At 71.6% G+C, this 16,549-nt stretch carries 10 protein-coding genes and 1 pseudogene; 6 read left to right on the plus strand and 5 right to left on the minus strand.

The features are described 5' to 3' along the window. Positions 1–1,107: an LCP family protein gene (locus ABZ434_RS18490; protein ID WP_359137423.1), complete on the minus strand. Its 1,107-nt coding sequence runs from the start codon at positions 1,105–1,107 to the stop codon at positions 1–3. Between the two features lie 366 nt (positions 1,108–1,473). Here ABZ434_RS18490 and ABZ434_RS18495 point away from each other — a divergent pair, with 366 nt between their 5' ends. The 6 genes and pseudogenes from ABZ434_RS18495 to ABZ434_RS18520 all read left to right on the plus strand — a co-directional run. Continuing rightward, positions 1,474–2,487: a hypothetical protein gene (locus ABZ434_RS18495; RefSeq protein ID WP_359137426.1), complete on the plus strand. Its 1,014-nt coding sequence runs from the start codon at positions 1,474–1,476 to the stop codon at positions 2,485–2,487. A gap of 332 nt (positions 2,488–2,819) precedes the next feature. Continuing rightward, positions 2,820–4,637, plus strand: coding sequence for a stealth family protein (locus ABZ434_RS18500; RefSeq protein WP_359137429.1), 1,818 nt, complete (start codon positions 2,820–2,822; stop codon positions 4,635–4,637). A 53-nt stretch (positions 4,638–4,690) separates the two neighbouring features. Further along, positions 4,691–6,361, plus strand: a complete 1,671-nt coding sequence (locus tag ABZ434_RS18505; protein ID WP_359137432.1) for a stealth family protein — start codon at positions 4,691–4,693, stop codon at positions 6,359–6,361. A gap of 3 nt (positions 6,362–6,364) precedes the next feature. After that, positions 6,365–8,368 carry a glycosyltransferase gene (locus ABZ434_RS18510; RefSeq protein ID WP_359137435.1) on the plus strand — a complete coding sequence of 668 codons (2,004 nt, stop codon included), beginning with the start codon at positions 6,365–6,367 and terminating at the stop codon, positions 8,366–8,368. Positions 8,369–8,408: 40 nt separating this feature from the next. Then, positions 8,409–10,406 carry a glycosyltransferase gene (locus ABZ434_RS18515; protein WP_359137438.1) on the plus strand — a complete coding sequence of 666 codons (1,998 nt, stop codon included), beginning with the start codon at positions 8,409–8,411 and terminating at the stop codon, positions 10,404–10,406. Between the two features lie 26 nt (positions 10,407–10,432). Beyond that, positions 10,433–10,636: pseudogene (locus tag ABZ434_RS18520) on the plus strand (UTP--glucose-1-phosphate uridylyltransferase); the annotation flags it as partial. A gap of 193 nt (positions 10,637–10,829) precedes the next feature. Here the strand turns inward: ABZ434_RS18520 and ABZ434_RS18525 are convergent. From ABZ434_RS18525 to ABZ434_RS18540, 4 genes are all read right to left on the minus strand, one after another. After that, positions 10,830–12,959 (minus strand): 3-hydroxyacyl-CoA dehydrogenase NAD-binding domain-containing protein, encoded by a 2,130-nt coding sequence (locus ABZ434_RS18525; RefSeq protein WP_359137441.1) that lies wholly within the window; start codon positions 12,957–12,959, stop codon positions 10,830–10,832. Further along, positions 12,956–14,182 carry an acetyl-CoA C-acyltransferase gene (locus ABZ434_RS18530; RefSeq protein ID WP_359137444.1) on the minus strand — a complete coding sequence of 409 codons (1,227 nt, stop codon included), beginning with the start codon at positions 14,180–14,182 and terminating at the stop codon, positions 12,956–12,958. Before ABZ434_RS18530 ends, ABZ434_RS18525 begins: the two co-directional genes overlap by 4 nt. Positions 14,183–14,426: 244 nt before the next feature. Continuing rightward, a complete protein-coding gene (locus ABZ434_RS18535) occupies positions 14,427–15,701 on the minus strand; it encodes a ribonuclease D (protein WP_359137447.1) in 1,275 nt (424 codons plus the stop codon). Positions 15,702–15,826: 125 nt separating this feature from the next. Further along, positions 15,827–16,489 carry a response regulator transcription factor gene (locus ABZ434_RS18540; RefSeq protein ID WP_093899280.1) on the minus strand — a complete coding sequence of 221 codons (663 nt, stop codon included), beginning with the start codon at positions 16,487–16,489 and terminating at the stop codon, positions 15,827–15,829. Between the last annotated feature and the right edge of the window lie 60 nt (positions 16,490–16,549).

A 16,549-nucleotide genomic window follows, 5' to 3' on the forward strand; every position in this document is an offset into this window, starting at 1 on the left:
TCAGCCGCCGGTGGCGGGGGACTTCTTGGCGGACTCGGGGATGGCGGCGTCCGTACGGATCGCCTTCCAGAGGGTGTCGGCCTGCGGCTGCGCGGCCACCACCCGGTTCCTGTCGATCTTGTCGTAGGCGACGGGGAGCATGATGGTCTCCATCGAGGCCGGGTCCACGCCGTTCATCGAACGGGCGAAGCTGGTCAGCGATGTGAGCGAGGCAAGGCCCTCGTCCGTCGTCAGCGACTTGGTGGCGGAGTTCGCGATCTTGTACGCACTGGTCGGACTGCCCAGCAGGTCCTGCTTCTTGACCTCGCTGAGAAGGGCGAACAGGAACTGCTGCTGGAGCCCGATGCGTCCGAGGTCGCTGCCGTCGCCTATGCCGTGCCGGGTGCGTACGTAGGCGAGGGACTGGGTGCCGTCGAGCTTGTGGGGCCCGGCCGTCAGGTCGAGGCCGGAGGACGTGTCGTGGATGTCCTGGGGGACGTCGACGGTGACGCCGCCGATGGCGTCCACGAGCCCCTTGAACCCGGCGAAGTTGATCTCCAGGTAGTGGTCGATGCGCACGCCGGACATCTTCTCGACCGTCTTGACCACGCAGGCGGGGCCGACCTGGGAGTAGACGGAGTTGAACATCTTGCGCTCCGCGGCGGGCACCACGGTCCCGTCGGCCTTGGTGCACTCGGGCCGGGTCACGAGCGTGTCGCGGGGGATGGAGACGGCGACGGCCTTGCTGCGGCCCTCGGGGATGTGCACGACCATCGCGGTGTCGGAACGGGCTCCGCTGACGCCGCCCCCGCCGCCCAGTTCCTTGTTCTCGGCTCCGGCGCGCGAGTCCGAGCCCAGGACCAGCAGGTTCTGCCCGCTGGTCGGGAGCTTCTCGGGCCGGTCCTCGCCCAGCGCCTTGTTGATGTCGACGCCCTTGATGTTGCCGTCGAGCCGGCTGTAGAGCCAGTAGACGGTGCCGCCCGCCGCCAGCAGCAGGACGAGCAGCACACCGAGGGCTATCTTGAGGCCGCTGCGGCGCTTGCGAGGGCCTTCCCGGCGCTTGCGTCTGCCGCCATGAGACGCCGAACGACCTTCATGTGTGTCCTCGGACATGGAGTCGTGGCTCATCGTGGTCGGGTCCTCAAATCTCGTGGCCCGGGACGGGCCGTGGAGTGCGTGGGACTCGGGTGGGGGGTGTGGCCGGTCCGTGCGTGCATGACTGAGCGTGCACTATAGAACAGACGCTCGTGCGCATGGGTGTTCTGGCCGCATCCATCCGCGGCTCTCGGCGGAGCGGGGGTGACCCGCCGCGGGGCGAGACGGCGCTGAGCATATGATGTGGTCGGCCCCGCGCGGGCGCGATCGAGAACTGGTGAAGCGGAGAGGGCGTTACGGGTCATGCGGAGAAGAGGATCGGACTCCGCGGGCAGTGCCTCCCCTCTCGCTCCGTCGTCCGGGCACCACCGGGTCAGCGGATCGCCGCGTGGCCGCTGGATGACGCTCGGCAAGGACGGCAGGCTCACCGTCTACGCCCGCACGGACGGCGGCCTGCTGCGCTGGACGCAGCAGAGCCCGGGCGGGGACCGGTGGAGCGGCCCGGCCTTCGTGGCGGTCGCGGACCTCACGGACGTCACCGTCGTGCAGGGCGCGAACACCTACGTGCACTTCCTCGGGCGGCGCGAACGCGCCGGCTCCGACGGGCCGAGTGTGGACTTCGTGCACGCCGTCCAGTACCAGACCGGCCGTCCTGTCGCCGAGTGGCGTTCCCTCGGCAACTTCTACCGTGACGCGGAGACGGGCCGGAAGGTCGGTCCGCCGGCCGGGGCCGTCGACGCGCAGGGAGCGGTCCACGTCTTCGTGCGCAACGCCGGCCGCGGGCTGCAGATGCGCCGTGAGGGCAAGGGCGGCAAGTGGGAGGGCTGGCAGGACCTCAAGGGCGCCGGGCTCTCCGCCGGGCTCGTGCCCTCGGTGACGTCGAGCGGCCTAGTGGAGGTCCTCGCCTCCGGCGATCGCGGGGTCCAGCAGTGGCGTCAGAGTGAGCCGAACGGCAAGCTGCTGATCGCCCCCCCGGTTCCGTTCCACGCCCTGGAGGGCTCCGTGACGGCTCTGGAAACGGCGCCCGACCGGCTCACCTACTACTGGACCGATCCGGACAGGTCGGGGGTGGTCTCCTACCGTGCGGGCGCCTGGCCCGTCCCGGTGGGCGGGCAGCCGGGGGACGGCGCGGTCGTGGCCCTGCGCACCCCGCTCGACGGCTACGACTGCACAGTTCTCGCGCAGCGCGGGGCGGACGGCACGCTGCTGATCGGAGTCTGCGGAACCGAGGGCGAGCAGGGGGGTGTCTGGTGGTCGGACACCACCCAGGAGTGCGTCGGGGATCCCGCACTGGCCCTCGACGGACAGGGGCGCGTCGTCGTGGCGGTGCACGGCCGGGACGGGGCGGTGTCCGTCGCCCGCCAGGAACCCGGTCCCGGACTCACGCTCTCGCCGCGCTGGCACCGGCTGTGAGCTGACGGCGCCTTCCCGGGTGCCGGGCGACACCTGTGGTTCGCCGGGGGTTCATGTGCTGTTTTCGTGAAGTCGTAAAAGGTTGTAGCAATGCCAGGTGGGATTCATCACGAGCGTATGCCGGAATTGTCGACCTTTCTGGCTGGACGTTGATCGGTTCTTTATGTGAAGGTTCTGTGACTTGCTCGTGGGTGAGCAGGTCCGACCGCTCTGTGGGGCGGTCTCAACGGGGATGAACAGGTTTCGGTCGCATGCGGTCCGTCGCCCGGGCACGAGGGCGTGCCTGGCCGCGGCAGACGCTCGACCGCAGTGGCGTGGGTGGTGGATGCCTCGTGGTCGGTTCCGGTAATCCGGAGGCGGGATCGCTGGTTTCGGCGTACCGGTCCGTGGTTCCGGCGGGCGCGCGAAGGGGCATCGTCCGCAAGGTTCCGGCCCCCCTGCGTTCCGTCGTGAAGTCCTCGTTCACCTCCGTCGACGCCATCCGGTCGGCCACGGTCGTCTGGGCGATGGGCGGCCGCCGCAACGCGCCCCGCCACAGCGCCGCCTCCATGCGCCGGGTGGTGCGGGTCAAGGGCCGGCACATGCGCGCCCTGCTCGTCGACGGCGCCACGGCGTGGGCCGCCCGGGCCCGCAACCTGCACATCCTCATCGCCGCGCTGGAGGCCGGGGGCATCGAGTACTTCTGCATCCGCGGCGCCACGAAGGACCTTCCGACGGTCGCGGTGCCCGCCGGAATGCGCGAGGCGGCCGAGGAGATGCTCCAGATCGCCTTCGAGCAGACCCCCGGCTACGTGGGTGCGGCCACCGCGTCGGAGTCGGGCATGCGCCCCGGCGAGGACGACAGGTCCTGGCGTCAGCTGCGCAGGCACGACGTCCTGCGGGTCGCCTGGTACGTCACGGACCCCACCCAGGAGCTCGTCTTCGGCGCCGACGAGGGCTGCGACCTGGAGTTCTGGGCGGAGCGGGACGGTCGGCTGGTGGCACCCCGCCCCAACCGCGTGGTGGACGAGGTCCCGGTCGACGCGCCGCGCCACACCGTCCCGCAGGCCCTGTTCGCCCTGGTGCCGGGCGCCTACACCACCGGCACCGCGTGCACCGTGGCGGAATTCACCCAGCCCCTGGCGGAGGACCACCTCTTCCCCATCGACGTCGTCTACACGTGGGTCGACGACTCCGATCCCGTATGGAGCGCCGAGCGCGACGCCGTCCGCTCGGGGCGGAAGGGCGGCGCGCCGCAGACCCTGCACGCCCAGGCGGCCAACGACGCGCGCTTCACCAGCCGCGACGAACTGCGCTACTCCCTGCGCTCCCTGCACCAGTACGCACCCTGGGTCCGCACCGTCTACCTGGTCACCGCGGGCCAGGTGCCCCGCTGGCTGGACACCGAGGCCCCGGGCATCCGCGTCGTCGACCACCGCGAGATCTTCTCGGACGCCGATGCGCTGCCCACCTTCAACTCGCACGCCATCGAGAGCCAGCTGCACCACATCGACGGCCTGTCCGAGCACTTCCTGTACCTCAACGACGACGTGTTCCTCGGCCGCCCGGTCGGCGCCGACCGGTTCTTCCACACCAACGGCCTGACCAAGTTCTTCCAGTCCAAGGCGCTCATACCCAGCGGCCCCGCGGGCAAGGACGACCTGCCGGTGAACGCCGCGGGCAAGAACAGCCGGGCACTGATCGAGCGGTCCTTCGGCACCCGTATCGCGCAGAAGATGAAGCACACCCCGCACCCGCTGCGCCGCAGCATCCTCGCCGACATCGAGCTGGTGTACGGCGAGGAGCACCACCGCACCCAGCACTCGCGCTTCAGGTCCCCCGAGGACGTCCCCATCGCCTCGTCCCTCCACCACTACTACGGCTTCCACACGGGCCGTACGACCGCCGGGAACCTGCGCTACCAGTACGTCGACCTCGCCGCCGACCAGGCCCGGCGCCGCCTGAACAGCCTCCTCGCCCACCGGAACTTCGACACGTTCTGTCTGAACGACACCGTCGAACACCCCGACCCGGAGGCCCAGGAGCACATGGTCCGGAGCTTCCTCGACGCGTACTTCCCGGTGCCCAGCCGCTTCGAGCGGGTGGACTCGGACGAGTACCGCAACGTGAACCGGTCGGTCCGGTCGCAGAAGGCCGAACTCAGGCGGTGAGCGAACCGCTCCACCTGCCGCAGCACCCTTCCCCCGTAACGAAAGTGAACCGCGTGTTTGACACCTCCAGCCGGGAAACGGCTGGCGAGACCTCCGTGGGTACCGGCTCCCGCCCGGAGCCCGCGCCGGCGCAACTGCGCAGGGGCCGTACGGAGCGGCAGGTCATCGTGGACATGCACAAGCGGGTCGCGCTGGTGCACGAGCGCCTCACGCCGCTCGCCGCACGCGAGCTGAACAACCTGGAAGTACGTCGCGCCCTGGAAGCCGAGGGGATTGACTGGTTCGCGGTGCCGGGCCTCGACGACACGGCCTCCGCCGTGGGCGTCGACGCGCGTCAACGGCCCCGGGTCCTGGCGGCGTTGCGCACCCGCCTGTCCGGGAGCAGGGGCTACATTGCCCGCCCCAAGGCCGGCATGGCCCCCGGCGACGGTGCGTGGGAAGGCTCTTCGGCCAAGACGTGGGAGCGTGCGAGCACCCTGTCCGTCGTACGTGCCTACTGGTTCCGCACCACGGAGGAGGGGCACCTGACGCACGGGGCCGACACGGGCTGTGACGTCGAGTTCTGGGAGCCGGGCGAGAGCGTGCCGGGCCAGGGGGTCGACCGCCTCGTCGCCCCCCGCCGCAACCGCGCCAGCGAGCACGTCTCCCTCGGCCACCAGCAGCTCGTCGTCCCCGGGGAGCAGATGACCCGGCTCGTGGGCCGGGCCCACGGCTCCGAGGTGCCCCAGCTGCGCCCCACACGCACCCGCCCCGAACTGGACATCGCCTTCCCCGACGAGCACCCCTTCCCCATCGACGTCGTGTACACCTGGGTGGACGGCGACGACCCGGCCTGGCAGCGGCGCCGCGCCGAGAGCCGCGGGGAGGTCTTCCACGCGGAAGCGGCGAGCCTGGCCCGTTACGTCTCGCGCGACGAGCTGAAGTACAGCCTGCGCTCGGTGCGGATGTTCATGCCGTGGGTGCGGAACATCTACATCGTCACCGACCAGCAGACGCCGCACTGGTGGGCGCCGGGTGACGGCAGGGCCCGCGTGGTGGACCACCGGGAGATCTTCGACGACCCCTCCCACCTGCCCACCTTCAACAGCCATGCGATCGAGTCCCGGCTGCACCACATCCCCGGCCTCTCGCGCCACTTCGTCTACTTCAACGACGACATGTTCATCGGGCGCACCCTCACCCCCTCCGCCTTCTTCCACCCCAACGGCATCGCCAAGTTCTTCCCGTCCCCGGCGCAGGTCCCCTACGGCCCCCCGGAGCCGGACGAGGTGCCCACCTCGGTGGCCGCGAAGAACAACCGCCGGCTCATCCACGAGCGCTTCGGCCGCACGCTCGTGCAGAAGATGAAGCATGTGCCGTACGCGCTCAACCGGGACATCCTCGCCGCCATCGAACGGGACTTCCCCGAGGAGCACCGGCGCACCTCCGCCAGCCCCGTGCGCAGCATCACCGACCTGTCCATAGCCTCCTCGCTGCACCACTACTACAGCTACTACTCCGGGTGCAGCCTGCCCGGAGACCTCCGGTACGGCTACTTCGCACTGGACGACCCCGAGCTTCAGCACAAGCTGGAACTGCTCCTGCTGCGCCGGGACCGGGACACCTTCTGCCTCAACGACTCCGCGAGCGACCCCGCCGAGATCGAGCACCAGAGCGAGCTGCTCCACCGATTCCTCGAAGCCTTCTACCCGGTGCCGAGCCCTTACGAGAAGACGGGGGCCTGAACCGTGCACATCGAGATCCTGGTCCACACCCTGGCCACCGATTCCATCGGCGCGCGGGCGGCCGCCCGGCTCGCCCAGTCCCTCGTCCCCAGGCACCGGGTCACCGTCGTCACCGTGCGAGGTGCCGCGGCACCGCACGCGGCGCTCCGGCTCCCGGCGAACGCCGAGGTCCTGGCCCTGGCCCCCGCGGTCGCGGCCGGTGACCGCGACGACGACGAGACCTCCCAGCTCGTGATCGCCGGGGACCCCGAGTTCCGGCGCTACAACCGCGCCGACGACGGAAGGCTCCGCAAGCACCTGTCCGCGACCGGCGCCGACGTGGTGGTCGCCCTCAGCTCAGCCCTCGGCGCGGTCCTGGCCCAGTGCCGCGTCCCCCACGCGCGGCGCATCGCCCGCCAGCCGGCACCGGTCGAACGGCTCCCGGAATCGGCGCGCGCCCGCTGGGCCGAGCTCTACCGCGAACTGGACGCGGTCGTCCCCCTCACCCAGGGCGACGCCGCCGCCCCCGAGTACCGGGCCCTGCGCACGGCCGGCGTCGAGGTGCGCCCCATACCCGAGCCGGTGCTGCTCGCCCCGAGCCCCGACAAGCCGACGACGGGGGTGGTGATCAGCGCGGGGCGACTGGTCTCGCACCGGCGCGTCGAGCTGGCGCTGCACGCCTTCGCCCAGACCCGCGCGGCCCAACCGGGCTGGCAGCTGAGGGTGTTCGGCACCGGTCCGCTGCGTCGTGAGACCCGCGAACTGGTCATCGCGCTGGGGCTCCACGACCATGTGCTGCTGTTCGACCGGGAAGCCGGCGAGGAGGACTTCTACGACGCGGACATCGCCCTGGTGACCGCGGAGCGCGTGGACAGCGCGCGTCCCGTGCTGGAGGCACTCGCCCAGGCCACGCCCGTCGTCGCCACGGACGTTCCCTTCGGAGCACCCGAGGTGCTCGCCGAGGGCCGCGGCGGGCTGCTGGTGCCCGTCGGTGACGTCGATGCCGCCGCCCGCGCCCTGGAGCGCTACATGGAGGACGAGCGACTCCGTTCCGCGCACCGGGCCCACGCCCTGCGGACCGCGGAGGCCGCGGGCACGGAACAGGTCGGCGACGCGTACGAGGAACTGTTCGGGGCGGTGAGGGCCGGTGTGCGCGGACGCTGGGGCAAGGGGCGGCGCACCGGTGGCGGCGCGCCCGCCGAGGACCGCATCCCGCCCACCGCCGACTGCCGGGTACTGCCGAACGGCGCGTGGGAGATCACCCTGCGCGGGATCCCGGGCGCCCGGTCCGTGCGGGTCAAGGAGCAGGGTAAGGGCCGCGAGCAGGTCGTCGAGTTCGCCGTCGGGGGCGGCACCAGGGCCCTGATCGACGCCCGTGCGCTCACCGTGCTGGGCGAGGGCCGGGCCGATCTCTACGCTGTGGACGGCAAGGGCAAGGAGAGGCGACTGCGCTACGGGCTGTGCACACTCGGCGGCGCCCGCGACGTCGGGCACCTGAGCGACCTGGACCGTTTCCACTGGGTCCTGCCGTACGCGAGCGAGGGCGGCTACCTGCGTCTGCGCGTCTGGTCCCGGCAGAGCCACGCCGAACTGGTGACCGTCGACTACAGCGACACCAGCCTGTGGCTCACGGGCTGGCTGCAGGGGGAGTGGCGGCTCGGCGGCGAGCTCCTGCTGCTGCTCCGCCGGCGTCAGGAGCCCGCGCGCACGCTGGCGGCCGGCCGGGTGCGCTTCGAGGACGGCTGGTTCGGCGCGGAGCTGAACATGGACGAGGCCATGAGGGCCCGGCTGCTCATGCGCGAGAACTGGGACGTGCTGCTCACCGACGGCGGCGGCGGTGAGCCGGTCAGGGTGGCGCGCATCGCCGACGACCAGGTGGTGCGGCGCGACGTGCAGCGCTTCCCGGAGCTGGTGCGGGAGGAGCCGACGGACCTGTTCGGTCCCGACGTCGGCCGCGCCGTCGTCGGACTGCGCCCCTACTTCACAGCCGACAACGAACTCTCGCTCGTGTTGACCGAGCATCACTGACAGGGGCCCCAACGGACCTCGAGACTCCCGAAGGACACGTGTGCGGATTTCCTTCCTGCTCCACAGCATCGACAATTTCGGCGGCGTGCCGCGGGCGACCAGCAGCCTGGCCTCCGCCCTGGCGGTCCACCACGAGGTGGAGGTCGTCTCGGTCTTCCGTACGGCGGACCGGCCCTCCTTCCCCCCGTCCGGCAGCGTGACCGTGCGCTACCTGGCCGACCGGCGTGAGGGGGCGGTGACGGCCGGGGACGGCAAGCAGTCCCGGATCATGCCGCGGGAGGACGCGTGGGCCAAGCAGTACACGCAGGAGGTCGACGACCTGATCCTCGGTCACCTCGGCCGGTGCGGCGCCGACGTCGTCATCGCTGCCCGGCCGGGGTTCGCCGCGTACTTCATCGCCCACGGCCGGCACGGCTACGGGCGCGTGGTCATCGACCACGAGGGCTCGATGGTGCCCTCCCAGGAGCTGCGCGAGCGCACTCTGGAGCTGTACCGCGAGATGGACGGCGTCGTCTGCCTCACCCAGGCCGACATGGACAACTACCGGCGCCGGCTGGGCGACCAGGCGCCTCCGTTCGCCGCCATCGGCAACATCGTGCCGCCACCGACCCGGCACGCCCCCGTGAACGGCCTGCCGCTGATCGCCGCCGCGGGACAGCTCGTGCCGCGCAAGGCCTTCGACACGCTGATCAACGCGTTCGCCCAGGTGGTTCCCCACCACCCGCAGTGGCGGCTGCGCATCTTCGGCCGCGGGCCCGAACAGGCGCGGCTGCAGGACCTCGTGCACGCGCACGGGCTCAGCGACGCGGTCCGCCTCATGGGCGCGCTTCCCGACCTCACGGCGGAGTGGGACAAGGCGGCCTTCGCGGTCAGCGCCGCCCGCCGCGAGTCGTTCGGCCTGACCTTGGTGGAGGCCATGCACCACGGGCTTCCGGTCCTCGCGGCCGACGCGCCCTTCGGGCCCGGGGAGATCGTCGTCCCCGGGCACAACGGCATCCTGGTGCCCCTCGGTGACGAGGACGCCATGGCCCAGGCCATGCGCTACCTCATCGAACAGCCGGCCGAGCGGGAGAAGCTCTCCCAGGGCGCCTACGCGACGGCCCCGCTCTACAGCGCCGAGCGCATCGCCTTCCGCTACGACGCCTTCCTGCGGGATGTGGCGGCCGCCGTGCCGCGGCCGAGCGCCACCGCGGAGCCGCCCGCCCCTGCCTCGGGAGTCCCGGCGGAGGTACTGGTGCGCGGCGACGGCGCCATCGAGATACGCGCCGTGCCGGGCCCCGGCGCGGAGCCCCTCGCGCTGTGCATCACTCCGCGCAGGGGCGAGACCCTGATCAGACTGGCTGCACTCGGGACGTCGGTGGACGAGGCGACGGGCACACCGCGGGCCGTGTACGTCGTCCCCGCCGAGCCGGCGGTCCTCGCCGAGGGCCGGTACGACATCCACCTGGAGGCGCCCGACGGTCCGCGCCGGCCGCTCGCCGTGGAGGGCGTCCACACCGGTGGTCTGCTGGTCCGCCGGATTCCCGCGGGAGGACCCGCCTACTGGCCCGTGCCCTACCGCACCGCGGACGGCCACCTGTCGGTCTTCGTGCGTCATCGCGTGGAGCACGCCGAGGTCCAGGCCGTGCTGGTGGGGCAGGACGGCTGGCTCGTGCGCGGCACCCTGATCGCCCCGCCGGGCACCGATCTGTCCGGGCTGCGGCTCGGGGCCGTACCCCGCAAGGGGAACGCCGCGTCCACCGTCGCGGGCCAGGTGTCCGCGGGGCACGACGGCGCCTTCGAGGCCCATCTGCCCTTCGCCGGAGTGGTGGCCGCCTCGTCCGGCGGCCACGACGACTGGGACCTGTGGCTGGAGCGTGCACCCGGCCGGCCGCGGATCAGGCTCGCGCGCTTCTTCGACGACATCCTGGAGCGCAAGCGGATCGACGTCTATCCCACGCAGCGCTGGCACCACCCCACGCAGGGCCCGGCGCGCGGAAGGGTCTTCTTCACGCCCGGCAACGAGCTGTCCTTCACCGTCAGCCCCGACAAGGCCTGATCCCTCTTCGTCCGGAGTGCACACCTTCAAGCGCGCTGCGGCGGCCGCCACTCGACCCCGCGATCGGCGGCCCCGTGCACGCCGTGGTCCTCGGCGGCCGCCGCTACGACACCGGGGACCGCGGCGACCACCTGCGCGCCGTCGTCCGGCCGGCCGGCGAGCGCGAGGACCTGGGCCCGGACTTCCGTGCCTGGCTCGGCGAGTTCGTCCGGGAAGAGGGCATCCGGTAGCACGGCGGCCCATGACACGGAGCGGCGGCCCGGGCAGCGGGCCGTCGCCGCGTGGTCGCGGGCACGGGGCTGAGCCCCGCCGGGCCGTATCGCGGGTATCACCGAGCCGGTGAGCGCCGAGGGCCGGAGCACGACGCGGGTGAGGGCCGTACGGAGTGATCCGTACGGCCCTCACCCGCATGAGAGAGCGGTGCTACGCCGGAACGCTCGCCACGCCCTGCGCCAGGAACGGCTTCCCGTTGACGCGCTCCGAGACGCCCTCGCGGTCCAGGTACGGCGTGATGCCGCCCAGGTGGAAGGGCCAGCCCGCGCCGGTGATCAGGCAGAGGTCGATGTCCTGGGCCTCGGCGACGACGCCCTCGTCCAGCATCAGGCCGATCTCCTGCGCCACCGCGTCCAGGACGCGGTCACGGGCCTGCTCCTCGGACAGGACGGTGTCGCCCTGCTTCAGGAGCGCGGCGACCTCGGGGTCCAGCTCCGGCTTGCCGGAGTCGTAGACGTAGAAGCCGCGCTTGCCGGCCTTGACGACCGCGGCCAGGTTCTCGGAGACCGTGAAGCGCTCCGGGAAGGCGCGGTTCAGGGTCTCGGAGACGTGGAGGCCGATGGCCGGGCCGACCAGCTCCAGGAGGACCAGCGGCGACATCGGCAGACCGAGGGGCTCGACGGCCTTCTCGGCGACGGCGACCGGGGTGCCCTCGTCGATGATGTTCTGGATCTCGCCCATGAAGCGGGTCAGGATGCGGTTGACGACGAACGCCGGGGCGTCCTTCACCAGCACCGCGGTCTTCTTCAGCTTCCGCGCCACGCCGAAGGCCGTGGCCAGCGAGGCGTCGTCGGTCTGCTCGCCGCGGACGATCTCCAGGAGCGGGAGGATCGCGACCGGGTTGAAGAAGTGGAAGCCGACGACCCGCTCGGGGTTCTTCAGCTTCGACGCCATCTCGGTGACCGAGAGGGACGAGGTGTTCGTGGCGAGGATCGCGTGTGCCGGGGCGACCGCCTCGACCTCCGCGAAGACCTGCTGCTTGACGCCGATCTCCTCGAAGACCGCCTCGATGATGAAGTCGGCGTCCGAGAAGCCCTCCGCCTTGTCCAGGACACCGGAGACCAGGGCCTTGAGGCGGTTGGCCTTGTCCTGGTTGATGCGGCCCTTGCCGAGCAGCTTCTCGATCTCGGCGTGGACGTAGCCCACACCCTTGTCGACGCGCGCCTGGTCGATGTCGGTCAGGACGACCGGGACCTCGAGGCGGCGCAGGAAGAGCAGGGCGAGCTGGCTGGCCATCAGGCCCGCGCCCACCACACCGACCTTGGTGACCGGACGGGCCAGGGCCTTGTCCGGAGCGCCGGCCGGGCGCTTCGCGCGCTTCTGGACCAGGTTGAAGGAGTAGATCCCGGAGCGCAGCTCGCCGCCCATGATCAGGTCCGCCAGGGCCTGGTCCTCGCGGTCGAAGCCGGCGCCCAGGTCGCCGTCCTTGGCCGCGGCGATGATCTCCAGCGCGCGGTACGCGGCCGGAGCCGCACCGTGCACCTTGGAGTCGGCGATGGCCCTGCCGCGAGCGACGGCATGGTCCCAGGCGTCACCGCGGTCGATCGCGGGGCGCTCGACCGTGACCGTGCCGTTCAGCACGTTCGCGGTCCAGATCAGCGACTGCTCCAGGAAGTCCGCACCCTCGAAGAGGGCGTCGGCGATCCCGAGCTCGTAGACCTGCTTGCCCTTGAGCTGGCGGTTCTGGTTCAGCGAGTTCTCGATGATCACCGAGACCGCGCGGTCGGCGCCGATCAGGTTGGGAAGCAGCGCGCAGCCGCCCCAGCCGGGGACCAGGCCGAGGAAGACCTCGGGCAGCGAGAACGCGGGCAGCGCCTTGGAGACGGTGCGGTACGAGCAGTGCAGGCCGACCTCGACCCCGCCGCCCATCGCCGCGCCGTTGTAGTACGCGAACGTCGGGACCGCGAGACCGGAGAGGCGGCGGAAGACGTCGTGGCCGCCCTTGCCGATGGCGAGCGCGTCCTTGTGCTCCTTCAGCAGCTCGACGCCCTTGAGGTCGGCGCCGACCGCGAAGATGAACGGCTTGCCGGTGATGCCGATGCCGGTGATCGCGCCCTCGGCGGCCTCCTTCTCGACCTGGTCGACGGCGGCGTTCAGGTTCGCCAGCGACTGCGGTCCGAAGGTGGTCGGCTTGGTGTGGTCCAGGCCGTTGTCCAGCGTGATGAGGGCGAAACGGCCCGCACCGGCCGGAAGGTCCAGGTGGCGTACGTGCGCCTGGGTGACGACCTCGCCGGGGAACAGCTCGGCCGCGCCCTTCAGAAGCTCAGTGGTGGAGCTCACTTGTCGCCTCCGGCGGTGTTGAAGTGCGGGTTCTCCCAGACGACCGTCGCGCCCATGCCGAAGCCGACGCACATGGTCGTCAGGCCGTAGCGGACCTCGGGCTGCTCCTCGAACTGGCGGGCCAGCTGAGTCATCAGCCGGACGCCGGAGGAGGCCAGCGGGTGGCCGTAGGCGATCGCGCCGCCGTACTGGTTGACGCGGGCGTCGTCGTCGGCGATGCCGTAGTGCTCCAGGAAGGCGAGCACCTGCACGGCGAACGCCTCGTTGATCTCGAAGAGACCGATGTCCGAGATGGACAGGCCGGCCTTCGACAGGGCCTTCTCCGTCGCCGGGATCGGGCCGTAGCCCATGACCTCCGGCTCGACGCCCGCGAAGGCGTAGGAGACGAGGCGCATCTTGACCGGGAGACCCAGCTCGCGGGCGACGTCCTCGGCGGCGAGCAGCGAGGCGGTGGCGCCGTCGTTGAGACCTGCGGCGTTACCGGCAGTGACGCGGCCGTGGGCGCGGAACGGGGTCTTCAGGCCGGCCAGGGACTCCATCGTGGTGCCCGGACGCATCGGCTCGTCGGCGGTGACCAGGCCCCAGCCCGTCTCACCGGCCTCGGCGTTGGTGCGGCGCACGGAGACCGGCACCAGGTCCTGCTGGATCTTGCCGTTGGCGTACGCCTTGGCGGCCTTCTCCTGCGAGCGGACCGCGTACTCGTCGGCGCGCTGCTTGGTGATCGTGGGGTACCGGTCGTGCAGGTTCTCCGCGGTCATGCCCATGAACAGGGCGGACTCGTCGACCAGCTTCTCCGATACGAAGCGCGGGTTCGGGTCCACGCCCTCGCCCATGGGGTGGCGGCCCATGTGCTCGACGCCACCGGCGACGACGACGTCGTACGCGCCGAACGCGATGGAGCCGGCCGTCGAGGTGACGGCGGTCAGGGCGCCCGCACACATGCGGTCGATGGAGTACCCGGGGACGGACTGCGGCAGCCCGGCCAGGATTCCGGCGGTGCGGCCCAGCGTGAGGCCCTGGTCACCGATCTGCGTGGTCGCGGCGATGGCGACCTCGTCGATCTTGGCGGGGTCCAGGTCCGGGTTGCGGCGCAGCAGCTCCCGGATGGCCTTCACGACGAGATCGTCGGCGCGGGTCTCGTGGTAGATGCCCTTCGGGCCCGCTTTGCCGAACGGGGTGCGGACGCCGTCGACGAAGACGACGTCCCGGATGGTACGAGGCACGGTGGCTCTCCTCCAGGGTGCGGGATGGCACTGCTGCGGGGCACGCCCGGGAGCGTGCCGCCACCCTCATGCTACTTGCGGGTAACCAGACTGCCCAGTCCTTGTGACGGGAGCGGCGAAGGTCACATCCGCAAAATGGCCCGGGCGGCCCCGTGAAGGGGCCGCCCGGGCCATGAAGAGAGACGATTCGAGCGGTTGTGGGCCGCGCCAACCTGGCGTGAATACGCCCCTGTCCGATGCCTTCTCAGGCCTCCGAAGCGAGCGCGCGCATCAGGATCGGGGCCACCTGTTCGATCTGCCAGCGCCGCGCCCCGTATCCGGACAGGGCGCTCTCGACCGTGTCCGGCGTGAGCTTCTTCGGCGGTTCCCAGCACACCCGGCGCACGGTGTCGGGGGTGATGAGGTTCTCCTGCGGCATGTGCAGCCGCTCCGCGAGCCCGGACACCGCCGTGCGCGCGGCCGACAGGCGGGCTGCGGCTGCCGGGTCCTTGTCCGCCCAGGCGCGGGGCGGCGGCGGCCCGGCCAGGGGCTGGCCGGGCTGCGGGAGCTCCGCATCCGGCAGCTCCTTCGCCCGGTCCACGGCCGCCTGCCACTGCTCCAGCTGGCGCCGGCCCATGCGGTGGCCGAAGCCGGGCAGCGCCGTCAGCGCGTGGGCGTTGGGCGGGAGCGCGAGGGCCGCCTCCACGATCGCGGCGTCGCCGAGGACCTTCCCGGGGGAGATGTCGCGGCGCTGGGCGATCTGGTCACGCATGGTCCACAGCTCCCGGACCACTGCCATCTGCCGGCGCCGGCGGACCTTGTGCATGCCGGACGTGCGTCGCCAGGGGTCCTGGCGCGGGGGAGCGGGCGGCGCCGAGGCGATGGCGGAGAACTCCTCCTGTGCCCATTCCAGCTTGCCCTGCCGGTCGAGCTCCTCCTCCAGGGCGTTGCGCAGGTCGATCAGCAGCTCGACGTCGAGTGCCGCGTAGCGCAGCCACGGGTCGGGCAGCGGGCGGGTCGACCAGTCGACGGCCGAGTGGCCCTTCTCCAGCGAGTAACCGAGCACGCTCTCGACCATCGCGCCGAGGCCGACCCGCGGGAAGCCGGCCAGCCGTCCGGCCAGCTCCGTGTCGAAGAGCCCGGTCGGCATCATCCCTATTTCGCGCAGACAGGGCAGGTCCTGGGTCGCCGCGTGCAGGATCCACTCGGTGCCCCGCAGCGCCTCACCGAGCCCGGACAGATCGGGGCAGCCCACCGGGTCGACGAGCGCGCTGCCCGCACCGTCGCGGCGCAGCTGTACGAGATAGGCGCGCTGCCCGTACCGGTAGCCGGAGGCGCGCTCGGCGTCCACGGCCACCGGGCCGGAGCCCGCGGCGAAGGCCGCGATCACCCCGGCCAGGGCATCGTCGGAGGCCACCACCGGTGGAATGCCCTCGCGAGGTTCGAGCAAGGGGATCGGCGCCGGGGCGACGTCGTCCGGGGGGGCGCCCCCGGTGGTTCGCAGTGAAGTGTCTGCTGCGGTCTCTTGGGCGTCGGTCACGTGTCAAGGGTATCTGTGTATGCACGGCGCCCGTCGACGGAATGATCCGTCGGCGGGCGCCGATGCATGTAATCCAGCCGGTTCCGCATCTCTGCACACCGGCGGGGGTGTCGATTCGTTGGGATTCAGTGGATGATGCCCGTCCGCAGGGCGACGGCGACCATGCCTGCGCGGTCTCCGGTGCCGAGCTTGCGGGCGATTCGGGCGAGGTGGCTCTTGACGGTGAGGGCGGACAGCCCCATGGAGACGCCGATGGCCTTGTTGGACTGTCCTTCGGCGACGAGCCGCAGGACCTCCACCTCGCGGCCGGACAGTTCGCGGTAGCCGCCCGGGTGGCTCGGGGTGCCGGGGGGCCGGCGGTGCATACGGGCGGCGGTGGCGCCGATGGGGGCGACGCCGGGACGGGTGGGGTGGCCGATGTTGGTACGGGTGCCGGTGACGACGTAGCCCTTGACGCCGCCCGCGAGGGCGTTGCGCACGGCGCCGATGTCATCGGCGGCGGAGAGGGCGAGGCCGTTCGGCCAGCCGGCGGCTCGGGTTTCGGACAGCAGGGTCAGCCCGGAACCGTCGGGCAGGTGGACGTCGGCAACGCAGATGTCGCGCGGGTTGCCGACGCGGGGGCGGGCCTCCGCGATGGACGACGCCTCGATGACGTCACGTACTCCGAGTGCCCACAGATGGCGGGTGACGGTGGAACGGACGCGCGGGTCGGCCACGACGACCATGGCCGTCGGCTTGTTCGGGCGGTAGGCGACCAGGCTTGCGGGCTGCTCGAGGAGAACGGACACCAGGCCTCCTGGGGAGTGGCGGGACGGGCCGGCTCGGGGATGAAGCCGGGGCGAACCGTG

The sequence above is a fragment of the Streptomyces sp. NPDC005761 genome, assembly GCF_040630635.1.
Taxonomy (GTDB): Bacteria; Actinomycetota; Actinomycetes; order Streptomycetales; family Streptomycetaceae; genus Streptomyces.